A 20230-nucleotide genomic window follows, 5' to 3' on the forward strand; every position below is an offset into this window, starting at 1 on the left:
CCGATTCCCCACACCTGAAGGAGACCGCATGGCTACGAGCAAGAAGGTTCCCGCCCGCCGCAAGGCGTCGCCCAAAGTACGCAAGGGTACGAAGGCAGCTGCCGAGGGCAGCGCCGCAGCAGCGGCCGAACGCCCCCGCGTGGTGAAGACGGCAACCCGCAAGGCCGCCGCCGGTGATCCACGTGCCGCACGGGTTGCGGCCCGGCAGCGACGCCTGCAGGACCAGGAAAAGGCCAAGGATGCGCGTGCGGCGAAGAAGGCGACCAGGAAGAAGGCGACCCAGGCGGGCACGCGACGTCAGCCGGAGACCCTGCCCGCCCAGCACCTGGCCAAGCCGGGACATGAGCACGAACTGGACCTGGCCCCGCGCTTCCTGGCACCGGACTACGTCGGCAGTGGCAAGCTGCAGGGCATGCGCGCGATCGTCACCGGCGGCGATTCCGGGATCGGACGCGCCGTCGCTGTCCTGTTCGCGCGCGAGGGGGCGGACGTGGCGGTGCTGCACCTTGATGAGGCCGAGGATGCCGAGATCACCCGCCAGCATGTGGAGAGCGAGGGCGGACGCTGCGTGGTGATTGCGGGCGACGTGCGCGATCCGCGTTTCTGCAACAAGGCGGTGAAGCAGGTCGCCAAGGCCTTCGGGGGCGTCGACATCCTGGTCAACAACGCCGCGTTCCAGCTGCACTGCGAGCGCCTGGAGGACCTGGAGGACGAGCATCTGCAGGAGACGCTGCAGACCAATATCGGCGGCTACGTGCAGATGGCACGGGCCGTGCTGCCATACCTGGGCGAGGGCGCCAGCATCATCAACACGGGCTCGGAAACCGGCCTCTTCGGCAGCAAGGCGCTGATCGACTATTCGGCGACCAAGGGGGCGATCCACGCTTTCACCAAAGCCTTGGCCAGCCAGCTGCTGCCGCGTGGCATCCGGGTCAACTGCGTGGCCCCCGGCCCGGTGTGGACGCCGCTCAATCCTGCGGACAAGCAGGCCCCCGACGTGGCCGAGTTCGGCAAGGACAGTGACATGGGGCGCCCGGCACAGCCGGAGGAGCTGTCTCCGGCCTATGTGTTCCTGGCGTCACCGGCCTGTGCCAGCTACATCAGCGGGGTGATCCTGCCGGTGATGGGCGGCCCGCGGGGCTGACCGGGGGGGCATACAGATCGGCGATGCGCGGAATGAAGCGCTGCGGGTTGGAGCCGACCAGGTTGGTGAGCACCACCACGGCGATGCCGCGGTCAGGGTAGACGACGAAGGCCGAGCGCGCGCCACCGATGCCGGCGACCTGGCGGTCCGGCGCACCCTGCAGTACTGGCCAGCCGGCAGACCACGGGCCCGCCCTGCCATCGGCCAGCGGCTCGGCGGTCCACATCCGTGTGCGCCCGTCCTCGCGCAGCAGTCGCCCGTCCAGCAGTGCGACCAGCCAGCGCGCGGTGTCATCGGCGGTGGTAAGGATGCCGCCGCCGGACCACAGGCTGGGCGGCACGTCGTAGAACCAGTGCGACAGCCGTGGCGGAGTATCGGCGGCTTCGGTCGCGCGCGGGGCCAGGCTGTACATCGTGGCGGCGTCGGGGATCAGGTCGTAACTGTCGCCGAAGTTGGTGCGTTCCATGCCGGCGGCGCCGAACTGCCGGCTGGCCAGGAAGCGGTCGTAGGGCACGCCCGACTGCCGCGCGATGATCCGCGCCAGGAGCAGATAGTTGGTCTGGTTGTAGGCGAAACGCAGGCCAGGTGCTGCATCCATCGGCTGTGCGGTCACGGCCTGCCAGGCCTGTGCCTCGGTGCCTCCGCCCAGCAGCCCGCGCTCGTCAAGGATGTCCGGCAGGCCGGAGGTGTGGGCCAGCAGCTGACGTACGCGCACGGTCTGCCAGGCGGCCGGAAGTGCATCCAGATAGCGCGACAGCGGTGCATCCAGATCCAGCCGGCCCTGCTGTGCCAGCTGTGCGGCGGCGACGCCGGTAAAGGCCTTGGTGGCGGAGTTCAACGGGAATCGCGTGCTGCGTGTGGCGGGCACGCCGTTTTCCACGTTGGCCAGGCCGAACGCTTCGGACAGCACGATCTGGCCGTCCTTGACCACTGCGATCTGCAGGCCCGGAATGCGCTCGTCCTGCAATGTCTGGCGGATCAGGCGGCGAGCCTGTTCGTTCGCCGGCTCCGGGCTGGCTGACGCCGGCGAGAGGGGCAGAGCAGCAAGCAGCAGGAGCAGAAGGGGGAGCGATGGGCGGAACATGGGTTATTCCCGGCGGGATGTGCGGATGGGATGCAGCAGGCAGCAGGAGGGTTTAGATGCCGCCGTTGCGACTTTCCGGGAGGGAGGACATTCCAGCGGAGCCGGCAGTCCACCCTGATGGCAGTGATGCCGATACTGACAGCGAACGGAGGATGCCTGCTGCCGGACTTGCTACAGTCTGTCCGCTGCACGCAACGCAGACCCATGCCCAGGAGGAAGGGCGGCGATGTCCGAACCGTACTCGGCTTTTCTCAGATTGAGCATGTCACGCGCAGATCTTGCGCGGTGGCTTGCGGCAGCACCGCCGGACGTGTCCCGCTGGTCGGACTGGCGCTCCATCGGCGGGCAGTGGAGTCTTCCCGGAGGCGGGGATCTTTCCGACCCGGATGCTCCGGGTCTGCAGACACTCATTTCAGACTGCAACGCGATGTTGGCGCGCCATCGGGACAACCGCGCGGCACTGGAGTTCGTGCTGGGATCGGCAGAGGCGGAGAACATCAGGATTGCGGCCTATGACCATCAGGGAAGACACTTCGTTGCCGGGTCGTTGACCTATTCGGAGAGTCTCTACGACATCCTGTTCTTTCTGGCTATGGGGCGCAGTGCAGCCGAGTTCCTGACCACGGACGACGCCGGCCTGGTCGTTGTCCACGACTATCTGTGGGGCGAGGACGGCGGACGGAGAACGGTCGCCGCGCTTGGCCTCGCTGGAAACGGATACTCCGCATTCCTGGGGCCCGACGCCTCCGCTGCCGCCGCCCGCGAGTTCGACGAACGGGTCGAGGCGATGCTGGATGGACAGGACGATCCGGACTTCTTCCCGCGCGATCAGCTGCAGGATCTGCGGGACCGATCCCGCGCATCAGCTATTGTTGAAGGGCACATAGGGTGTAAACGGCCTGGAAGGATCGAAGTCCTTCTGGCCAGGGTACAGAAGGCAATAGAGCCTGCCTTCATGCACGACTGCCAACGGGTAACAGGCATCCTGCCTGCTCATTCCGCCTGCGCCGCATTCCTGGAGGCCTTCCAGCACCTCCATGGCGGTGCACTTTCCTGCCTTGCAGTCATGTTCCCGGATCGCGCTGAAGCCCTTTGAATAGAAGATCCGCGGTGCCCGATAGCCCTGCAGCGGTTGCAGGTGCTTGGCCAGGGCGGCGTAGGCCCTGTCCACTTCCTCCCGCTCACCCAGGTTGAACGTGGAAGGCGAGTCCGATGTGAACCTGAACTTCGCAGGATCCGTCTCGCACTCCCACGCATGTGAGGCGGGAATGTGCAGCACAAGCAATGCGAACGCACTGATCAAGGATCGGGGCATCATCACTCCTGGGCAGGTCTGCTGTTGCTCGATGGAGCCGCATGGGAACACGGGAAAGAGTGAACCAGCGCTTCCCGCGTCAGCGTCGATGCGTCTTCCTCGAGGCGGGCGCGCGGAAGCGCCTTCAGGTGGCTGTACACGCGATCCACAAGCTCATGGGGCAGGACCGTGGCTCGTCCACACCATTGCCCGGCGCTGCTGTCGGCGACTGCCGCGATGTAACCCTGGGCCCAGGACACCGCGCGAGCGCGGCACAGTGCGTCGCTGCACTCACGCCCCTCCTCGTTGCCTGTGATTCGCTCCAGCAGTGCGCGACCACTGGAAAGTGCATTGCCTGCGTCTGCCGCATGCGCGGGCAGAGCGGCGGACAGGCACGCCGCAAGGAAGGAGGCTGTTGAAGGCCGCCGCAGCCAGCGGCCAACCGGAGTACGCATGCATGCGATTCCTGAAGATGGAGAAGAGAAGGCTCGTCGCCAGGGCCAACTCTATCGGATCGGTAAGTGGAGGGGAGCGTTTCCGGGCGTACGATAAGTCATGCAGGTCACATGCGCCTGTCGTCCCGCTGGTTCGCAGCGGCATGCTTTAGCTGATTCTGGGGAGTGACAATGGATCTGGAAGTTCTGGAGAAGTGGTGTCAGGACGGGATTGCAATGTTGTCGTCTCCGGGTGATGTTCCTCATGTTGTTGAGTTGCGGAGGAAGACGGTTGCGCATTTTTCGCGCAGTCCGAAGCTTTACGAGTTGGCAAAGGATATTGCTGAGGGCCTGAACGATCTTCCTGAGAGTTCGAGGCGGGCTGCGAAGGACTACCTGATCTCCACTTATGGTTTCAGTTTTGAGTTTTTTGTGGATAGGAAGTTGGCCAAGGTTCGCGAAATTCTGAAGCGTGGAAGAATCAGAAGCGCGGCGGAGTTTCGTGCGTTGTCCGATTTTGCAGCGGATGTGGAGGTCGAGGAGAGGCTCGCTCGCGATGCAGAGTTACTTCTTGCGAGCTACTCCAAGGCCTGAAATATGCTGGGCCTGGGCCTTGATGCTCGGCACAAGTTGTGTTTGCAGGGTGGGATCGACCAAGGACTCAGTGCTGGCCTCGCCGGTTCCCAGCCCAGCAGCTGCCGCGTCGGCTGCATAGGCTGCGCTTGCCCCCTACCGTTCGTCGGCCCATGACTTCCGGGGGGTTGACTACAGGTGTCGTCACGCCGACAGTGACGACACGTGTAGTCAAGGGAGCCTGTCATGCGCGGCAAAACCATCGGGGACCAGGAGCTGGCCCTGCTGCAGTACATCGATGAACATGCGCCGGCCAGTGTCGGCGAGGTCGCCAGCGGCTATGGCGAGGCGCGCGGGCTGGCCCGTTCCACCGTGCTGACGATGATGGAGCGGCTGCGCACCAAGGGTTACCTGCAGCGCCGGCAGCACGAAGGCCTGTACCGCTACCAGGCCACGCGTGGCCCTGACAGCGTGCTGCAGGGCGCGGTGGCCCAGTTCGTCGACAACACCCTGCAGGGCTCGGTGTCGCCGTTCGTGGCCTATCTTTCGCAGCGCCAGCAGGTCAGCGACAACGAGCTGGCCGAGCTGGAAGCGCTGGTCGCCCAACTCCAATCGCGTCGCCACGAGGGCTGAGTCATGGACACCACGATGCTGATCCCGATGCTGGAACGGCTGGGCTGGACCAGCCTGCAGACCGTGCTGCTGGTGGCGCTGGTGTATGCCGTGTGCCGGCTGATGCCGTCGCTGTCGGCCGCCACGCGTTGCCGGTTGTGGTGGCTGGTTTCGTTGCAGGCCGTGCTCGGCCTGGTGTGGAGCCAGCCGGTGCAGCTGCCCTGGTTGCCCGCGTCGCCGTCGGTGGCGATGACCGCTACCGATATCGCCGCCGATGTGGTCTATCCGCTGTCTGCGGAAGGCTCCGCGCAGCTGCTGGCCACGATGCCGGTGGAGGTCGTGGCGACGCCCGCAACAGCGTGGTGGGCGCTTGCACTGGCCGCGCTGTGGGCCTCCGGTGTGCTGCTGATGGCCTGGCGCACCCTGGCGGAGTGGCGGCGTTGCCGCGCGCTGCTGGCCGCCGCGTATCCCTGCGAGGACGCGGCGCTGGTGCAGGCGCTGCACCTGGCCGCCGACGCGCATGGACTTCGCCGCCCGCCGCGCCTGTGGATGAGCGCACAGATCGATGCGCCGCAGCTGGTCGGGCCGCTGCGCCCGGTGCTGCTGCTGCCGGCCGGCGCCACTGCACTGCAGGGCGACGCGCTGGACCTGGCATTGACCCATGAACTGCAGCACCTGCAGCGCCGTGACCTGCAGTGGGGATTGTTGCCGGCACTGGCGCAGCACCTGTTCTTCTTCCACCCGCTGCTGCGGCTGTCGGTGCGTGAGTACGCCCAGGCCCGGGAAGAAGCGGTGGATGAGGCGGTGGTGGGCCAGCATGGGGCCAGTCGCCACGCGTACGGGCGTCTGCTGCTGCAGCTGGGCGTTGCACCGCAGCCGCACCTGGGCGTGGCCAGTGCCGCGCCGGACACGACCAGCCTCAAGCGCCGGCTGCTTTCGCTGCAGCCGCGCAAGGCCTGCCCGCGCGTGCTCGCGGTTGCCCTGACGGCCGTGGTGCTGGTGGTGGGTGTGGCACCCATGCGACTGGTCGCAGCGCCGGTGCCGCCGGCGCCTCCCGCGCCGCCGGCGGCCCCGAAGCCCCTGTCGCCGCCGCCGGCTCCGAAGGCACCGCCGGCGCCGGCAGCGTCGGCGCACCTGCCGGCCGTGCCGGTTCCCCCCGCGCCGCCGGCTGACGTGACCGGGCCGGACGATGTGACCGGACCCGATGATGCCGATGTGGGGGCCTTCGACGATGGGACCGACGTGGACGAGGACCATGACGGCATGACCTCTACCGGCACCTCCATCACTACCTACGGGACGTTGGATCTGGGCGAGTCGCCGCGCCAGGCCTACGTGCTGGTGGATGGGGATTCGACCTTCGCCAATGGCGGCATCGATGACGTGGCGCAGGCCCGCAGGCAGCTCGGCAAGGGACCTGCACTGTGGTTCCGCCAGGGTGACAAGCGCTACGTGGTGCGTGATCCGATGCTGGTGCAGTCACTGCAACGTGCCTATGCCGGCGCGGCGGAACTGGGCCGTCAGCAGGGCGAACTGGGACGCCAGCAGAGCGTGCTGGGTCGCCAGCAGGGCGAGCTCGGCCGTCGGCAGGGTGAACTGGGCCGGTTGCAGAGCGAACATGCACGCCAGATCGCGCAGGATGCGATGCGCACTGCGCGCAGTGCGATGGCTGCCCATGACATCAATCGTGAAGCGGCGGCCGAAGCGGCCAGGGCCGCGCGTGACTCGGTCGACGATGCAGCGCTCGCGCGGCAGGCCGCCGCTGAAGCGCGGCGCGCCCTTCAGGCTGCTCGTGATGACGAACGCCAGTCGGGGCGGAGCAGCGAGATGGGTCGGCTGGCCGGAGAGCAGGCCGCGCTGGCCAGCCGCCAGGCGGCGCTGGGCAGCCAGCAGGCCGCGCTCGGCGAACGCCAGGCACGCCTGCACGAGCAGGCCTCGCGACAGGCGCAGCAGGTGATCGCCCGTGCGCTGGCCAATGGCAAGGCCCAGCAGCTGTGAAGCGGCGGTAGCGCCGGGCCATGCCCGGCGTGCCCAGCGACGTGCATGCGGATGGAAACCGCCGGGCCCGGCCCGGCGTTAGCGGCTCAACCGCAGTTGGCGCGCACGATCCGGTTCTGCGCGTCGACCTCGATGGTGACCCGGTCCTCGCGGAAATCCATGGTCACGGCCATGCCGGGCTTCACCACCCGCGCCGTGCGTGCACCACTGGCTTCAACCACCTGCTTCACCGTGGCCTCGTCGGCGGTCCTGCCTGCCAGCCCCTCCAGCTTTTCCGGGTTGCATCGCTGCGGGCCTCCTGCGACATGCGGAGGCCGGGGTGCAGGATCGCTGCTGCTGCCACTGCCTGCACTGCCGCCCGCATGGCTGCAGGCGGCCAGCGGCAGGGTACAACCGAGCATCAACCAGAGACTGGAACGCATCGCGGATCCTCCACGCATCAGGAGCCGACAGTCTCATCGATCGGGGCTTCAGGGGGCGTCAATACCCGTTCGGCGAGCTGTTCGATGCGGCCCAGCAGCTGCGCCAGCACGGCGTCGTCGTAAGGCAGCCAGCGGCGTGGCCGCGCCGGCAGGTCCGGCAGGGCCAGCGTCTGCCCGGCAAGGCTGGCGCGGGCGGTGGCCAGGTGCAGCCTGTAGTGGCCGACCTGCACATGGCGGCGCTGGAAGGTCATCAGGTCACGCTGCGGATGAGCGGCCAGCAGATGCTCCAGGGTTCGCCCGCGCAAGCGGACCATGCGGGCCGGCGGCAGTGGCATGCCCTCGCCACCGCATGCGCAGGTACTGGCCAGCAGGTCGAGTTCGCGCAGCAGTTCGGACGCCACCACTGCGGGCAGCTCGCGCGCCTGCACCGGTTGCCACGCGTCGCGATGCTGCCGCTGGAACTGCACGCGGCCGCTGCGGATCTCGCCGGCAAGGCCATGCGACAGCGGTGCTGACAGCTGCCAGCCGATCCGCCACGGGCCTTTGGCCAACATCAGCTGGCCGCCGTCATCGCCGTGCCAGCCTTGCCGACGGGCCAGCCCGGCCAGGGTCGCCACCGACAGCGTCAGCCCATTGAATGCAGCGGTATCGGCGGGTTCGCCGCGGGCGTCCAGATAGTGTTCGCGGAACACCTGGCGAAGCGGTTGCCGGCAGCGCTGCTCGATCAGCCGCGCGCGCCAGGCGGCGCGCAGATGGGGTTGGCTGCGGGCGGGATGCCACAGGCGCAGACGGTTGCGGCCCTGCAACGCGACCACGATGCCATGCGCATCGGCGAACGCCTCTGCGCCGTCCACCGGCATCGCATCGATCCAGTGCCCGCGCGCATCGGCGAGCTGCCAGACCAGGCCCTGCAGCAGGGTGGCCAATGCCGGTTGCTGGCACGCGTCGCGCCAGTCCTGCAGTGCCCACTCGCCGCCCAGCACGAACGTGGCCTCCAAGGCACGGGCCAGGCTGGCCAGTGAGCGCCTGCCGGCGGCAATGACCGGCAGGCGCAGCAGCAGTTGCGGGCGCTGTGCGAGGCGGCGTTCGGCGGCGGCCAGATGGCGGTCCAGCTTCCGCGCGATGCCGGCATGGCGCACCTGCGACCGCGCCAGCGCCAGCGCGGCGATGGCCTCGGGGGTGGGCATCGCATTGACCGCCTTGGCCAACGCCACAGCCACCGATTGCGAGGGCAGGGTCCGGGCGGCGGTCGGGGCAACGCACACCGGTGGCAGCACCTGCGCCAGCAAGGGCCGCAGCCAGGGCGCATCGCATTCCAGTGCCGCGCGCGTGGCACGCCAGAGCACACCGGCTTCGGCGATGCTGAAGGCACGGTCAGCGATGTAGGGCGCCTGGCCACCGTGGATCGCCTGCAGGCGCTGCGCTGCCTGCTGCAATGCCTGCTCGGCGAACTGCAGGTAGGTATCGTGTTCGCTCAGCGGCTGCAGATCGGCGGGCGCCGGGTCGATGTCGGCCTCGGTGGGGTACAGCTCGGCGATGCGGGCATGGCGCAACAGGTCCTGCAACGGCCAGTGCGCCACCAGGCGCAGCTCATCACGCAGCAGTGGGTGCGCGCTGCAGCCGTCCAGCAGCGAGGCCAGCGTTCCGCTGCCGTCGGCACCGGCACAGCGCGCCAATGCCAGCAGCGACAGTGCATCGCTGCCGGCTTCGACGCTTGCCCCGGCGTGCAGGCCGCAGTGCTGCAGCAATGCCAGCGCGGGCGCCTGCAGCCGCTCGTGGCCGGGCTCGGTGCAGCGCGCAAGCAGGGCCACGCCGTCGACCGGACGAAGCGCGCCCGACCGTGTACCGGTGCTGCGCCGGGACAAGCGCAGCAGTGCAGCGGCGCAGATCGCAACGGTAAGACGGGGCTGCCGCTGCGCGTCGGCGTCGAGAATGCGGTGCGCCCACTGGCGCGCGCTATCCGTGAGCGGCAGGCCGTCGCATCCCAGGGCCATCGGCAGCAGGCTGGCCAGTTGCCCGTCATCCAGCCGGGCCAGCAGCGCCGCCTGGTCCTCGCCATGGAATGCGGCCAGCGTGCTGGACGCCTCCGTGCCGGCCAGCAGGGCAGCAAGGGAGCGCAGCTGGGAGCCCGGGACCTGGGTGCTCATGGAACCTCCGTGTCGTGAGCCGCGCCAGTCTCCGGCGGGGCCGCCTGGGGGTCCAGCGGCAGGGCATCATTCTGCCAACCCCATCGCATTCAGTCATAAAGTGACACCGTCCGCGAACGCGCAGGACCCGGCTCAGGCCATGCCGGGCGGCGCCTGCAGGGCGAGCAGTTCGCGCTCCTGTGCTTCCTCGCGGACCAGCCGCTGCAGCAGCAGGGCCAGGGTCACCACGTCCTGGTGATTGTGATCGGCCACCCGGCGCAGGTTCACCGCGTCGCCGCCGCGCAGGAACCGCAGCCACGCGCCCGGTGCCTCCGATCCCGGCAGATCGTCTTCGCGGATCACGCGCAGCAGCTGGCGCTCGATGGTGGACAGCCTGCAGTTCTCCCAGGTGCCGCGATAGCGGCGGCGGGTCGGATACAGCAGGTCGACATGATCCAGGGCACTGATCGGGTCGCGTTGGCGCGCCAGCCGGTAGCGCGCCTTCAGCAGGGGCGCATCGTAGCTGCGGCCGTTGTAGCTGCAGAACACCGTGGAGGGCTGCAGCCAGCCGGCGAAGGTGGCCAGCATCGCCTCTTCGGCAGCCATCGTCGATATCAGCAACTGGCGGATGCGCAGGCCTTCGCCGCGCTGCGGGCAGGTGTACCAGTCGGCAGCACCGATCATGAAGGCGCGGGTACCGGTGCCGCCGGCCAGCCCGGTGGTCTCGGTATCGAAGAACAGCAGGTCGCGCGCGGCCACGTGCTCGTTCTCGCGCCGGGCGAACGCCAGCGACAGGGGAACCTTCGGAACCGGCTGCGGCTGCAGGGATTCGATCAGGAACAGGCCTGGCGCGATCTCCTCGCCGGGCAGCCGCCGGTCCTGTGCGGTCGCGTGCAGGGGCGCTGCGCTGCCACGTGTGCGCAATCCCAGCAGGCGATGCAGGCTGCCGACGTGGGGCTGCCGCAACGGTGGCGTGGTGGGGGCGGGTGTCATGACGGCCGGGCCGGTCGGCTTGTGGCGGATCTCCTGTTCAACCCAGGCGAATACCGAGCGTTCGGCCGGTGGCTGCCGTGCATCATTGGCCGCTGCCGGGACGACCGCTGCGGGCGCCGCCGCCGTGACAGCCGGCGGCCCGGCCTTCGGGTCGCCCGCCTGCTTCCGCAGCAGACGCAGCTTGTCCAGGCTCAGGCTCACGGTGCCAGCAGCTCCACGGCGCCACGGGTGGCGGGCACCGCATCGGGCACGTGCTGGCAGGCGTCGGCATCGAACAGGTCCAGCACGCGCAATGCCAGTGCGCGCGGCGAGGTCTCGTCCTCCTCCTGCGCCGCCAGTACCGGGCCGACGCAGGCCGGACAGCCCGCCGTGCAGTCGCAGCGCTGCACGAGTTCGCGCGCGCGCTGCACCAGCTCCGCCTGGCGCTGCCACAGGGGTTCGCTAAGGCCGACGCCGCCCGGGAAGTTGTCGTACAGGTACACGGTCGGCACGAACACCTGCAGCAGCTCGACCGCGCCCGGATCGCCATCGCTGCCGCGCAGCTGGCCGCGGCCGCTCTGGTCGGCGACCGCGAACCATGCACCGTCGCCATTGCCGACCGACTTCTGCAGATCGCGTGCGTCGGCCATCACCGCCACCGTAGCGACGATGTGCAGCGCGTAGGCGGCACCCAGGAAGCCATCCAGCGCGTCCTGCCGGCTGGCGAACGCACGCAGCAGCAGCGCCTGCGGGAGCTGCCACCACACTGCGGTGGTGTGCAGTTCCTGGTCGGGCAGGTTGACCGGGCCGTAGCCGATGTTCTCGTGAGTGTAGTACCGGATCTTCTTGTAGCCGGCCACGCGGCGCACCACGTGCACTTCGCCGTGGTGCGAATCGCCGCGCCCGGCCACGCCGCCGTCGAAACGATCCAGCACCTTGAGCTTGGTGAAGTCGATGCTGTCGGTGTAGTAGTCCACGTGGGTGCGGGTGACGTAGGCCTTGCGCCCCTCCCAGTCCAGCGTCTCCACCTGGTACGGCGTGGACTGCACCATGTGGATGGCGCCCTCGTACAGGGTCAGCGCGGCGGCGGAGTAATCGACCTCGGCGATGATCTGCTGGCGGCCGTCGCTGCGGTCGACCACCACGAAGTTGCCGTCGGCCACCGCGCGCAGGCTCACCGCGTTGGCCGGATAGCTGTCGGCGATCCACTCCCAGCGCTCGCCTTCGCGATGGACCACGTCGGTCTCGGCCAGGGCTTGCAGGAACACCTCCGGATCGATCGGGCCGAAGCCATCGCCGACCCGGAACGGCAGCTCGAAGGCCGCGCAGCGGATGTGGTCGAACAGGATCAGTGGCTGGTCCGGGGCGATGCGCGCATGTTCGGGCGAGGCTTCGGCGAAGAAGTCCGGATGGCGTACCACGTACTGGTCCAGTGGCTGCGAACTGGCCACCATCACGCCCAGCGCTGGCTGCTGGCGGCGTCCGGCGCGGCCGAAACGCTGCCAGGTGGCAGCCACGCTGCCCGGATAGCCGTTGAGGATCACCACGTCCAGGCTGCCGATATCCACGCCCAGCTCCAGCGCCGAGGTGCTGACGATGCCATCGATGCTGCCCGCGCGCATGGCGCGTTCGGTCTCGCGACGCTCGGTGGGCAGGTAACCGCCGCGATAGGCGCGTATGCGCGGTGGCTTGCGCGGATCGTGGTCGAAGATGTCCTTCAGGTACTTGGTGAGCACTTCGACCATCAGCCGCGTCTGCGCGAACACCAGGGTCTTGAGGCCGGACTTGATCGCGATGCGGGCGATGCGGTTGCTCTGCGAACGCGCCGATGCACGCAGGCCCAGGTCCGGGTTGATGACCGGCGGGTTCCACAACAGCACCTGCTTCGGTCCGCTGGGCGCACCGGACTCGGTGATGGCGGTGACCGGTGCTTCGATCAGGGCCTCGGCATGTGCCTGCGGATTGCCGATGGTGGCCGAGCACAGGATGAACTGGGGTTGCACGCCATAGAACGCACAGATGCGCTTGAGCCGGCGCAGCACGTTGGTGACATGGCTGCCGAACACGCCGCGGTAGGTATGCACTTCGTCGATGACGATGTAGCGTAGGTTCTCGAAGAACTGCGCCCACTTGGTGTGATGCGGCAGGATCGCCTGGTGCAGCATGTCGGGATTGGATACCACGATGTCGCCATGCAGGCGGATCGCCTGCCGTGCGTCCCCGGGCGTGTCGCCATCGAAGGTGAACGCCTTCACCCCGAGATCGCCGGCGCGGTTGAGCTCCAGCAGTTCGGCCACCTGGTCCTGCGCCAGCGCCTTGGTGGGGAACAGGTACAGCGCCTTGGCGTTGTCCTGCATGGCCGCGCTGACCACCGGCAGGGTGTAGCACAGCGACTTGCCGCTGGCGGTCGGGGTGACGATGGCCACATGCTCGCCGCGCTGGCTGGCCTCCCAGGACTCGGCCTGGTGGCTGTACAGCTGTTCGATGCCACGTGCCTTCAATGCGGCGGCAAGGGCCGGCGGTACCGATTCCGGAATGGGCGCATAGCGGCCCTCGCGGCCGGGGATGGCAAAGCTGCCGGTGATGCGGTCGTGGTAGCGGCGCTGCAGGCGCGCGCTGAGCAGGGCACCGTCGCGGGCGGGCAGACCGTCGCGGGTCGCGAGTTGCTGCTCCGCGTCGGCGGTGCGCTTGGCGAGTTCGTAGGCCATGGGTGCACGGATTCCAGGGGGGCACATGGCACCACAGATGGGTCTCAGGATGTGAGACCCCGCAGCGGGACGGAGTGAACCGTTCAGTGCGCGGGCGGCAACCGGACGTCGAATCCAGTGAAACGCCTGCCGCGTGCGCCGGAACAACGGGCTGGCCCGCCTCGAACAAATGACACGTGCACCTCGCGGGCGCGGACGTGCAGTCCACTTCAGCGCGGGCTGAACAGCGCGCGCCGTTCCAACGAAATCTGAAGCCGCCATCCGTATCCTCAGGCGAAGGACGCAACCAACAGGGGCGGTAGGGGTGGCACGACGAGCAACGCAGGGAGCACTTCTGGCCGGCCTAGTGCTGGCCGGTACCGCGCAGGCGCAGCAGGCGCCATCACCCATATCGGCGGTGCCCGAACCCGGGCAGACCGTCGCCGCACCACCGGAGCCTGTCGCGACCACCGAGGGCACGCCCGCGCAGGGCAACGTCACCACCCTCGGTGAAGTGCGCGCGCTGAAGCCTGAAGACGATCAGCCACTGGATCTGTACCGCTTCAGGAACCCGGTGAAGATCGAGAACAACCGCTTCAGCCGCAACTGGAGTGAACCGCCGACGCCCGAGCAGGTGAGCATGGCCGGCGGCTACGTGATGATGGGCGTGGTCAAGGGCTTGCTGGCGGCGGGCAAGCGCTTGAACAAGATCACCGGGGGGCCGGATCAGATCCAGTCCGCCATCGCCCGGCCACCGCCGGAACTGAGCGCGGAACAGCAGCGTCGCGCGCTGCAGTTCTGTGCGCAGCAGGAGGGTTGCGGTGGTGCACCGCCGCTGAAGTGAGCGAAGGATGGGGGGAAGCTATGCCGTACGGGCAACGCCGGGCGGCCGCCGTTCCAGCCACCACAGCAGCGACGCACACAGCACGAAGGCCAGCCACCATGGCCAGCGTGATCCCGGCACGGGCTGTGTCGCCTGTGCCTTGACCGGTGCGGAGGTGGCCAGGGCCTGCGCCGTCGCATCGATCATTCCCTGCCGGTGCAGCGCCGCCGCATCCGTCCTGTCGAACACATAGCGCCAGTAGGAGCGCTCGCCCTGCTGCAGCCGGTGCCAACCGGCCTCGCGTGGCCACCAGCCGGCACAGCGTGCGCTGCCGGTGCCGCCGTCCACGATCAGCGCCACCGACGCGCCCCGTGTGTCGAACACCTGCAACGGCGCCTGCACATCGCACAGGGCCTGTCGTTCCCCGGCCCACGCGATCGGCTGCGGCGACCACGGCGCGGTGCTGCCGCCCTGCGCGCGCGCCAGGGTGCCGACCACATCGCTCCACAGCTCGCCATGGCGATCGTCGCGGCCGGCCAGCACCCAGCGCCACGTGTCGGTCAGCGGCAGCAGGCCGATGCGACCCTTGCCGGCATCGCGCCAGCCTCCGATGGCAGCGCCGCTGCGGTCGTGCAGCAGTGCGGTGGTGGCGGGCACCTGCAGCGCAAGCTGTTCCAGGGTGGGCAGCGCGGCGGCATGCGAATCGCGATCAGCCTCTTCGCCATCGCGGGTAGGCAGCGTGCCCGACGCCAGCGGACCGCGTCGGGCTGCCAGCATCGCGCTGTCACCATCGCCGGGCAGCGTGACGCTCCGGCTGGCGCCATCGCCCTGCACGGGCAGGCCGAGCTCGCGCAGGCGTTGCCGCGCTCCGGCCGATGGCACGCCGGCACTGCGGACCAGCACACCCAGGCCCTCGTGCATGGCCTGGCGCACCGCTGCGAGCTGGCCACTCCCCAGCGTGGCCAGGCTGCGCTCGTCCAGCAGCAGCAGGTCGGTGCGCGCCAATGATGCCGCGTCCAGACCGACCTGACCTTGGCTGATGCTGAGGCCGGCGCCGGTGTCGGCCTGCATCTGCACGTCGATGCCGGCATCGGTGGCCCAGCGTCGCAGGTATTTCAGTTCGGGTCCCGGCGTGCCGGCGCGGATCTGCAGGCGGACCCGCGTGGCCGGGAGGGTCTGCTGGGGTACCGGAACGGTATCGACGACATGGCCTTCGCCATCCAGCAGGCGCAGGCGGAACACGCTGCGGCCTTCGGCACGGGCCACGCCACTCAGTCGTACCCGTCCGTCCTCGGCCAGCGGGGCGCGGTCGATCACGGTGTCAGCCGGGTCCAGCAGCTCAGCCTGTGCGCGGGGGACGCCGCGGGCCTGCGCCTGCACGTCGAAGCGAGCGCCAGGGGCGACATCCGCGGGCAGCTGCAGCGCGGTCCAGCCGCGAGGGGCGGGCGGTGCCTGCCAATGGACCTGCGCGGGCAGCGTGGCGTCGCGGTCGCGTGCCTCCAGGCCGGCGCCGACCAGGGTCAGCCGCGTCGAGGGATGCTGGCGCAGCGCCGTCGCCAGGTCCGGCACACGCTTCGCACCCGGCACCTGGGCGGCTTCGGGCAACAGGAGGAGCGGTCCCTCGCTTGCCGGCTGCGCGCTGGCCCTTCCGGCATCGGCACCCAGCACCACCAGGCCCGCAGCGGGCTGCTGCCGTGCGGGCGGCAGCAGGCATGCGTACAGCAGTGCAGCGGCGATGACCTGCAGGCCGAGCACGGCCAACAGCGGGCCACGCGGTCGCACCGGTGCGCGCAGCTGGCGCGCGCTGGCGACGAGTACGATCAGCACCAGGACGAGCGCGACCCACAGAGCCGGTGCCGACAGATTCATGGCTGCGCCTCCAGTGCATCCAGGTATCGCTGCCCCATCGCATCGGCCGCGCTGCGGCGTGTGGCCTGCGGCACGGGGCGCTGCAGCGCCCTCCACAGCTGTGACCGCAGGCGCTGCCGGCAGTCGGCACAGCCTGGCTCGATGCGCAACTGTTCGATGGCGGCCGCCAGGTCGAGCGCGTCGGGCAGGTAGGTCGCATTGCGCTGCTGCCAGCCCGCCAGCGCGTCCAGATCCGGCGTGCCGTCGCCGTCGCCCAGTCGCTGCCAGGCCTCGACGATGGCCGGGTCCGGTGCCGTGCGTGCCGTCAGTGGCAGCTGTCGGCTGGCCAGCCCGGCGCGGTCACCGCCCAGGCGCCGGCCCTCATCGATGGGCGGCAGTTCCGGGCCGACGCGGGCCAGGTAGATGCGTTCGGCCTGCTGGACCTGCTTGATGAATCCCAGTGCCTTGTAGGCGTACGGCAGCGCCTGCTCCGGGCGTCCCTGGCGCAGCTCGCCTTCGGAGGCCCACATCTGGTCGAGTGCCGCTTTCAACGTCGCGCGGGTCTGCGGATCGAGCAGGGTCGCCGCCTCGGCGTGGTCGTGCGTGTGGCCATACTCGGTCAGCACGTCCGTGGCGCTGCCGAACACCGGTGGCGTCTCGGCGTTGCCTGCGTTGCCGCCGTGGTCGTGGCCATGCGCGTCGTGGTCGCCGGCCTGCGGCTGCGCCGCGTGGTCGTGATCATGGTCGTGATCGTCGTCGTGATCGTCTGCGGTGGGGGTGTCACTGGTCGGCAGGTCGCTGGTTGGCGGCGGCTTTGGTGCGCCTTCGCTCTCTTCGCCAAGGAACTGGCCGTAGCGCAGGCGCAGGATGCGCTGGTCGACGCCGATGGCGTCGCTGCGCTTGACGAAGTCATCGGCGGCCAGGCTGCGCCGCTGGCGGATCAGCGCCTCCGCATCGAGGATGATCTGCCGTTGGCTGCGGAAGTAGGCCGGCAGGGTCTTCTTGATGCGGCCTTCCAGCTCGGCGCCCAGTACCGCCTCGCTGCTGGGCAGGCGCAGGATCACGCTGCTGCTGCGGCCGGTCTGGGGTGTCGGGGCATGGTTGTCGCGCACTTCCAGCTGGGCGATCACATCGTTGCCGGGCTGCGCTCCCAGTGCGCCCAGATCCAGCGTGTGAGCGAACCGTCGCGCCGTTGCTTCGCCACTGCCGGTGAGCGTCACGCTGCGCTGGACGAAGGTGATGTTCTCGCCGCTGCCCTGGGTAAGGGTGATCGACAGGCGGGCCTGCGTGGCCACGCCGTGATCGTCGCTGGCCTCGAAGCGCAGTGCCCACTGGCGCTGCCCGGGCGTGCCCAGTACCAGGCTGGCAGCGGGCTCCAGCACGCGTACGGTCGGGGCACGGTCCGCCACCACGTCCAGGCGGTACAGGCGTGTCGTGGCCAGTGCCGGTTCGCTGACCACGCGGTACAGCACCGGTGCACGGGCCACATCCTGCGCCTGCCAGTGGCCGTCGCGCTCGCTCAGCGGCACGCGCCGGCCATCGTGGAACTGCAGCCATGCGCTGCGGGGCGCACGATCAAAGCGCAGCGACCAGGACAGGCGGCTGTCGGCGGCGACCTTGGCATCGAGTGCGTTCTGGTTACGGGGTGGTTGACCCGTATAGGCCGGAGCCTCGATGCGCAGGCGGGTGGACTGCAGCTGCAACGGGCCCGCAACTGCCGGGGCAGCGGGGCGCGACGAGGACACGCCCGGCATGGACGGACCGGACCGTGGCCAGCCCAACGCAAGCAGTGCGACGGCGATCCCCCCGACCCAGCACAGCAGCAACGCGCCGCGCGGCCAGTGCGGACGCAGTTCCGGCATGGCGCGTTCGAGCCTGGCCTGCACGTGTGCGCGCTGGCGCTGCTGCAGCGGATTGAGTGCGGCAGGATCGGCGAACAGCAGGTCGGCGCTGTCTTCGCTGGCCCCGCTGCCGTCAAGCCGGCGCTGCACCCAGCGGCGATCCAAGCGGCGGGCGCGGACCGTGGCCAGCACCGTGCAGGCGAGCAGAGTGGCCGTCGCAACGATGCAGGCGATATCGAAACCGCCCAGGCGCAGTGCAAGTGTGGTCGTGGCCAGCGCCCACGGCAGTCCCAGCAGCAGAGTGATGGCGCCGCTGCGGCGCCGTGCGCGCTGCCAGGCGCGTTGCAGCATCGTCATGCCGGTAGCCTCCGCCGCGCGTTGCTGGCCATCCAGCGCTCCAGCGCGAACAACAGCACGATGGCCAGCAGCAGCCAGGCGGTGGGCTCACGCACGGCAGGCGTGGCAGCCGGCAGGGCGACCTGGCGCGGTGCGTGATCCTGCGCATCGCCTGAGCGCGGAGGTGGCGCGGGTTGCAACGCCTGCAGCAGGGTGTGCGGCAGGCGGGCATCGCGCAGCGCGGCATTGCCTGCGGCGTTCCATTCGCCGGGCAGGAACAGCAGGCGGCCGTGGCCAACGCGCTGCTGCCACAGCAGCGTCGCGCCCTCGGCGTCGCGCAGCAGCGCGCGTGCATCCGCTGCCGGCCGGGCGGCGGTCAGCACGCTGCCACCGGCCTGCAGCCATGCCTGCCAGTGAGCGGGCAGCGCATCGGCGCGGCTCCAGACACCGACTTCGCCCGGAGCGGGCAGCGCATCCGCAGGCAGGACGGGCGCGGGTGATCGGGTGCCCCATGCGCGCTGCAGCGCAGCCAGCCAGCGCTGTGCCGCGGCCGGGGCATCAGCGTGCATGCGCAGTTGCGGCAGCGGGGTGGGCGCGGCCGTTGCGGCGGTCGCACGGGGATGTGTCTGCCATTGCACCGCCCGCGAGAGCTGCAGGCGCATGCCGTCGAGGCCGGGCAGCGGATCAGGCACGTGCACGGTCAGCGCGGTGCCGGTCGGCAGCTGCGCATCCAGTTCGCGCAGCAGGCTGGGCAGGGCCACATCCGTGGCTGGTGGTGGCTGGTCGATGGTGGGGAATCCGGGCGCAAGCCAGCGCCAGTTGTCGTCGTCGGCAGGAGCGCCGGCATGCAGCGCGGTCGCATCCAGACCGGGTGCGACGACCGTCCATGCGCCGGTAGCCGGCGCCGGTCCGGTCAATGCCGGCCGCGCCAGCAGCACGGCCAGCGCGGCAAGCAGCAGCAACCGCACCAGCAGCAGCGGCCAGTCATCGAAGCGGACGCGCTGGCGCGGGCGGATCCGTGCACGCAGCCAGCGCAGCGCGGCGAAGTCCAGCGGCGTGTAGGGATGGCGACGCGCGAGATGGATCAGCAGCGGCAGCAGCCACGCCGCCAGTGCGGCCAGCCCGAGCGGAAACAGCAGGCTCACGCGCCGCCCCCGCGGCCGAACAGCGCCTGCAGCGGCTGGTCCACCGGTTGATCGAGCCAGCCGGTGGCACTGGCGATGCCACTGGCCTGCAGCCGCAGGTGCAGTGCTGTGTGTGCAGCGGTGAAACGCTGCAGGTAGTCGGCGCGGATCGCCGCGCCATCGCCGAGCAGTTCCTCGCCGGTTTCAGGGTCGCGGAACCGATGGCCGGCATCGAACGGGAAGTCGCGCTCGTCGGCGGTCAGCACCTGCAGCAGCAGTACCTCGCGGCGTGCACTGGCCAGCTGCTCCAGCAGCACGATGCCGGCGTCATCAAAGCCATCGCCGATGGCCAGCAGCAGGTCGCCCGGGCGAACGCGCTCCCACAGCGGGCGCAGCGTGTCACGGGCGGGCCAGCCGCCTCGTGGCTGCAGGGCATGCAGTTGCAGGTGCACGCGGTCGCGCTGGCGTGCGCCCTGCGCTGCGGGTACCAGCTGCAGGCCGTCGCCGGTGACGGTCAGCAGGCCGAAATGATCGCCCTGCTGCAGTGCCAGCTCGCAGACACAGGCGGCCAGCATGCGCATGTGATCCAGGCGGCTGCGTGCCGGCGCGCCACGGTCGGACTGGCCGGCCGATGCGGTGGCATCGAGCAGCAGCCATACCGTGATCGGGCTTTCGCGCTCCGACTCGCGCACGAAGAAGCGGTCCGAGCGCGCGTACAGTTTCCAGTCGATCTGGCGCAGTTCATCGCCGGGTTCGTAGGCGCGGTACTGGGCGAATTCCAGGCCGGCGCCACGACTGCGGCTCGCGTGCTGGCCGATGCCGCTCGCGCCGCTGGCCAGACGTGGCCGCAACCGCAGCGCGCGCAGGCGCGCTCGCAGTTCGGGAGGCAGGACCAGCGTGCCAGCACTCACG

The 20230-nt window shown here is 69.6% G+C and carries 16 protein-coding genes; 6 read left to right on the forward strand and 10 right to left on the reverse strand.

The window, feature by feature from the left end; translation table 11 throughout:
* The first annotated feature begins 28 nt into the window (after positions 1 to 28).
* On the forward strand, positions 29 to 1144 hold the full coding sequence (locus AC5P5M_RS14575; RefSeq protein WP_164151521.1) for an SDR family oxidoreductase: 1116 nt from the start codon (positions 29 to 31) through the stop codon (positions 1142 to 1144).
* On the opposite strand, the gene AC5P5M_RS14580 is transcribed toward AC5P5M_RS14575, so the two are convergent.
* Positions 1101 to 2198 carry a serine hydrolase domain-containing protein gene (locus tag AC5P5M_RS14580; RefSeq protein ID WP_495206123.1) on the reverse strand — a complete coding sequence of 366 codons (1098 nt, stop codon included), beginning with the start codon at positions 2196 to 2198 and terminating at the stop codon, positions 1101 to 1103. The two genes, AC5P5M_RS14575 and AC5P5M_RS14580, sit on opposite strands and share 44 nt — an antisense overlap.
* A 256-nt stretch (positions 2199 to 2454) precedes the next feature.
* Between AC5P5M_RS14580 and AC5P5M_RS14585 the strand changes: the two genes are divergently transcribed.
* Positions 2455 to 3324, forward strand: coding sequence for a hypothetical protein (locus AC5P5M_RS14585; protein WP_495206070.1), 870 nt, complete (start codon positions 2455 to 2457; stop codon positions 3322 to 3324).
* Between the two features lie 221 nt (positions 3325 to 3545).
* Here the strand turns inward: AC5P5M_RS14585 and AC5P5M_RS14590 are convergent, their stop codons facing one another.
* The gene (locus AC5P5M_RS14590) at positions 3546 to 3977 is read right to left on the reverse strand and encodes a Rap1a/Tai family immunity protein (RefSeq protein WP_193395705.1); all 432 of its coding nucleotides are present in this window, start codon (positions 3975 to 3977) and stop codon (positions 3546 to 3548) included.
* 171 nt (positions 3978 to 4148) lie between these two features.
* Here AC5P5M_RS14590 and AC5P5M_RS14595 point away from each other — a divergent pair, with 171 nt between their 5' ends.
* From AC5P5M_RS14595 to AC5P5M_RS14605, 3 genes are all read left to right on the forward strand, one after another.
* Positions 4149 to 4550, forward strand: coding sequence for a hypothetical protein (locus tag AC5P5M_RS14595; RefSeq protein WP_495206071.1), 402 nt, complete (start codon positions 4149 to 4151; stop codon positions 4548 to 4550).
* A gap of 225 nt (positions 4551 to 4775) precedes the next feature.
* On the forward strand, positions 4776 to 5162 hold the full coding sequence (locus AC5P5M_RS14600) for a BlaI/MecI/CopY family transcriptional regulator (protein WP_053515971.1): 387 nt from the start codon (positions 4776 to 4778) through the stop codon (positions 5160 to 5162).
* 3 nt (positions 5163 to 5165) lie between these two features.
* Positions 5166 to 7139 carry a M56 family metallopeptidase gene (locus AC5P5M_RS14605; RefSeq protein WP_495206072.1) on the forward strand — a complete coding sequence of 658 codons (1974 nt, stop codon included), beginning with the start codon at positions 5166 to 5168 and terminating at the stop codon, positions 7137 to 7139.
* 86 nt (positions 7140 to 7225) lie between these two features.
* Here the strand turns inward: AC5P5M_RS14605 and AC5P5M_RS14610 are convergent, their stop codons facing one another.
* From AC5P5M_RS14610 to AC5P5M_RS14625, 4 genes are all read right to left on the reverse strand, one after another.
* Positions 7226 to 7561 (reverse strand): I78 family peptidase inhibitor, encoded by a 336-nt coding sequence (locus tag AC5P5M_RS14610; RefSeq protein WP_495206073.1) that lies wholly within the window; start codon positions 7559 to 7561, stop codon positions 7226 to 7228.
* A 17-nt stretch (positions 7562 to 7578) separates the two neighbouring features.
* Entirely contained in the window at positions 7579 to 9708 is a 2130-nt protein-coding gene (locus AC5P5M_RS14615) for a DUF4132 domain-containing protein (protein WP_495206074.1), read from the reverse strand.
* A 132-nt stretch (positions 9709 to 9840) separates the two neighbouring features.
* Positions 9841 to 10881: a ribonuclease H-like domain-containing protein gene (locus AC5P5M_RS14620; protein WP_414487569.1), complete on the reverse strand. Its 1041-nt coding sequence runs from the start codon at positions 10879 to 10881 to the stop codon at positions 9841 to 9843.
* Positions 10878 to 13367 carry a DEAD/DEAH box helicase gene (locus AC5P5M_RS14625; protein WP_495206075.1) on the reverse strand — a complete coding sequence of 830 codons (2490 nt, stop codon included), beginning with the start codon at positions 13365 to 13367 and terminating at the stop codon, positions 10878 to 10880. Before AC5P5M_RS14625 ends, AC5P5M_RS14620 begins: the two co-directional genes overlap by 4 nt.
* A 304-nt stretch (positions 13368 to 13671) precedes the next feature.
* Between AC5P5M_RS14625 and AC5P5M_RS14630 the strand changes: the two genes are divergently transcribed.
* Positions 13672 to 14190: a hypothetical protein gene (locus tag AC5P5M_RS14630; protein WP_495206076.1), complete on the forward strand. Its 519-nt coding sequence runs from the start codon at positions 13672 to 13674 to the stop codon at positions 14188 to 14190.
* Between the two features lie 18 nt (positions 14191 to 14208).
* Here the strand turns inward: AC5P5M_RS14630 and AC5P5M_RS14635 are convergent, their stop codons facing one another.
* Genes AC5P5M_RS14635 through AC5P5M_RS14650 form a run of 4 tightly spaced genes read right to left on the reverse strand, consistent with a single transcriptional unit; the run spans position 14209 to position 20229 of the window.
* A complete protein-coding gene (locus AC5P5M_RS14635) occupies positions 14209 to 16038 on the reverse strand; it encodes a hypothetical protein (RefSeq protein ID WP_495206077.1) in 1830 nt (609 codons plus the stop codon).
* Entirely contained in the window at positions 16035 to 18215 is a 2181-nt protein-coding gene (locus tag AC5P5M_RS14640) for a hypothetical protein (protein ID WP_495206078.1), read from the reverse strand. The genes AC5P5M_RS14635 and AC5P5M_RS14640 overlap by 4 nt, the downstream gene beginning before the upstream one ends.
* On the reverse strand, positions 18212 to 19339 hold the full coding sequence (locus tag AC5P5M_RS14645) for a BatA domain-containing protein (protein WP_164151540.1): 1128 nt from the start codon (positions 19337 to 19339) through the stop codon (positions 18212 to 18214). The genes AC5P5M_RS14640 and AC5P5M_RS14645 overlap by 4 nt, the downstream gene beginning before the upstream one ends.
* The gene (locus tag AC5P5M_RS14650) at positions 19336 to 20229 is read right to left on the reverse strand and encodes a DUF58 domain-containing protein (protein WP_065174124.1); all 894 of its coding nucleotides are present in this window, start codon (positions 20227 to 20229) and stop codon (positions 19336 to 19338) included. The genes AC5P5M_RS14645 and AC5P5M_RS14650 overlap by 4 nt, the downstream gene beginning before the upstream one ends.
* Position 20230 lies beyond the last annotated feature (1 nt).

Source organism: Stenotrophomonas sp. YJH_SMC_106-19, from assembly GCF_059368375.1.